1 protein-coding gene is annotated in these 2,667 nt (G+C 60.6%); it reads right to left on the minus strand.

Going from position 1 to position 2,667, the window contains the following annotated elements; all coding sequences use genetic code 11:
- Window positions 1–100: 100 nt before the first annotated feature.
- Window positions 101–2,518, minus strand: coding sequence for an endopeptidase La (lon, locus tag PMI23_RS27760; RefSeq protein ID WP_007916809.1), 2,418 nt, complete (start codon window positions 2,516–2,518; stop codon window positions 101–103).
- Window positions 2,519–2,667: the final 149 nt, after the last annotated feature.

The raw sequence follows: 2,667 nt of genomic DNA on the forward strand, positions 1-2,667 counted from the left end.
TAATCGACCCGGTGTTTCAGGTCGGCGCATAGCGCAAGACCGCTCGGTTGGCTCCCTCTCCTGGGGGAGAGGGCTGGGGTGAGGGGCTACAGGCTACCGGTCAGAACAGGATCTTCGCCACATCGGCAAACTTCTTCGCAAAGTGCACCGTAATCCCTTCCTTCAGATAATCCGGCAATTCCTCAAAATTCCCCCGATTCGGCTCCGGCAAAATCAATTCGAAAATCTTCTGCCGCCGCGCCGCAATCACCTTCTCACGCACCCCGCCAATCGGCAGCACATGCCCGGTCAGGGTCAATTCGCCAGTCATCGCCACGCCTTTCTTCGGCGGTTGATTACGTGCAAGCGAGAGCAGGGCGCTGGCCATGGTCACGCCGGCGCTCGGGCCGTCCTTCGGTGTCGCGCCTTCCGGTACGTGCAGGTGGACGAAGGCTTCGTCGAAGAACTTCGCGTCACCGCCGAATTGCTTCAGATGCGAACTGACGTAGCTGTAGGCGATCTCTGCCGATTCCTTCATCACATCACCCAGTTGCCCGGTGAGTTTGAAACCGCGATTGAGCGTGTGAATCCGCGTCGCTTCGATCGGCAAGGTCGCGCCGCCCATGCTGGTCCACGCCAGACCGGTAATCACGCCGGTGCCGGACAGCACTTGCTCGTTGCGGAACACCGGATGGCCGAGTGACGCTTCAAGGTCTTTCGGCCCGAGTTTGATCACCGCTTTCGGCTCGTCAATCAGCTTCATCACCGCTTTGCGCACCAGTTTGCCCATTTGTTTCTCGAGCTGGCGCACCCCGGCTTCACGGGCGTAACCGTCGATCAAGGCTTTGAGCGCGCTGTCGCTGATGCTCAGGCTGCCCTTGGACACACCGGCCTTTTCCAGCAGTTTCGGCCACAGGTGACGCTTGGCGATGGCGACTTTTTCTTCGGTGATGTAGCCCGACAGGCGAATCACTTCCATGCGGTCCAGCAACGGGCCGGGGATCGAATCGAGGGTGTTGGCAGTGCAGACGAAGAGGACTTTCGACAGGTCCATGCGCAGGTCGAGGTAGTGGTCGAGGAATTCGACGTTCTGCTCCGGGTCGAGGGTTTCCAGCAGTGCCGAGGCCGGGTCGCCCTGGTAGCTCTGGCCCATCTTGTCGATCTCGTCGAGCATGATCACCGGGTTCATCACTTCGACGTCTTTCAACGCCTGCACCAGTTTGCCCGGCTGCGCGCCGATGTAGGTGCGACGGTGTCCCTTGATCTCGGCTTCGTCGCGCATACCGCCGAGGCTGAAGCGGTAGAACGGCCGGCCGAGGGATTCGGCGATGGATTTGCCGACGCTGGTTTTACCTACGCCCGGCGGGCCGACCAGCAGCACGATGGAGCCGCTGATCTCACCTTTATAGGCACCGACGGCGAGGAATTCGAGGATGCGGTCCTTGATGTCGTCCAGGCCCGCGTGGTGTTTGTCGAGAATTTTGCGCGCGTGCTTGAGGTCGAGTTTGTCCTCGCCGTACACGCCCCACGGCACCGAGGTCGCCCAGTCGAGGTAGTTGCGGGTGACCGCGTATTCCGGCGAACCGGTCTCGAGGATCGACAGCTTGTTCATTTCTTCTTCGAGGCGCTTCTGCACCTGCGCCGGCAGGACTTTGCCTTCGAGGCGTTGCTCGAACTGTTCGAGGTCGGCGCTGCGGTCGTCCTTGGTCAGGCCGAGTTCCTGCTGGATAACCTTGAGTTGTTCCTTGAGGAAGAACTCGCGCTGATGCTCGCCGATCTTGCGGTTAACTTCTGCCGAGATCTCTTTTTGCAGGCGCGCGACTTCGACTTCCTTGCGCAGCATCGGCAGGACTTTTTCCATGCGCTTGAGCATCGGCACGCAGTCGAGCACGCCTTGCAGTTCGGGGCCGGTGGCGGAGGTCAGGGCGGCGGCGAAGTCGGTCAGTGGCGACGGGTCGTTGGGGCTGAAGCGGTTGAGGTAGTTTTTCAGCTCTTCGCTGTACAGCGGGTTGAGCGGCAACAGCTCTTTGATCGCGTTGATCAGCGCCATGCCGTAGGCCTTGACCTCATCGGTCGGCTCGGTGGGCTGGTGCGGGTATTCGACTTCGACCAGATACGGTGGGCGATGGTGTTTCAGCCAGGTCTTGATGCGTACGCGGCTGAGGCCTTGGGCGACGAATTGCAGTTTGCCGTTCTCGCGGCTGGCGTGGTGGACTTTGACCAGGGTGCCGTATTGCGGCAGGGCGCCGGTGTCGAAGTGGCGCGGGTCTTCCTGGGGCGTGTCCATGAAGAACAGGGCCAGGGAATGGTGTTCGGATTTACTGACCAGTTCGAGGGTTTCGGCCCAGGGTTCTTCGTTGACGATGACCGGCAGGACTTGGGCCGGGAAGAACGGGCGGTTGTGGATCGGGATGATGTAGACCTTGTCCGGCAGGTTCTGGCCGGGCAGGGCGAGGCCTTTGCCGCTGGAGGTGTGTTCGATGTGTTCGGCTTCGGTGTAGTCGTCGGGGTTTTCCGGGAATTCTTGCTGGTCGCTCATGGGGCACCTGCGCAATGGGGTATGGGTCTTAGATGGGGCAGGGTTTGGGTGGTTTCAATGGCGGGGGATGTTTCTGCTTGTGTGTTCAGGGTTTTGACAGGGTTCACGCTTTTGACTTGGCGGCCTTTGGGCCGACCATGCTCTTTGGG

The sequence above is a fragment of the Pseudomonas sp. GM24 genome, from assembly GCF_000282235.1.
Classification (GTDB): domain Bacteria; phylum Pseudomonadota; class Gammaproteobacteria; order Pseudomonadales; family Pseudomonadaceae; genus Aquipseudomonas.

Coding starts and splice junctions, on each gene's coding strand:
- lon (WP_007916809.1), bottom strand. CDS start 2,518: ATGAGCGACCAGCAAGAATTCCCGGAAAACCCCGACGACTACACCGAA.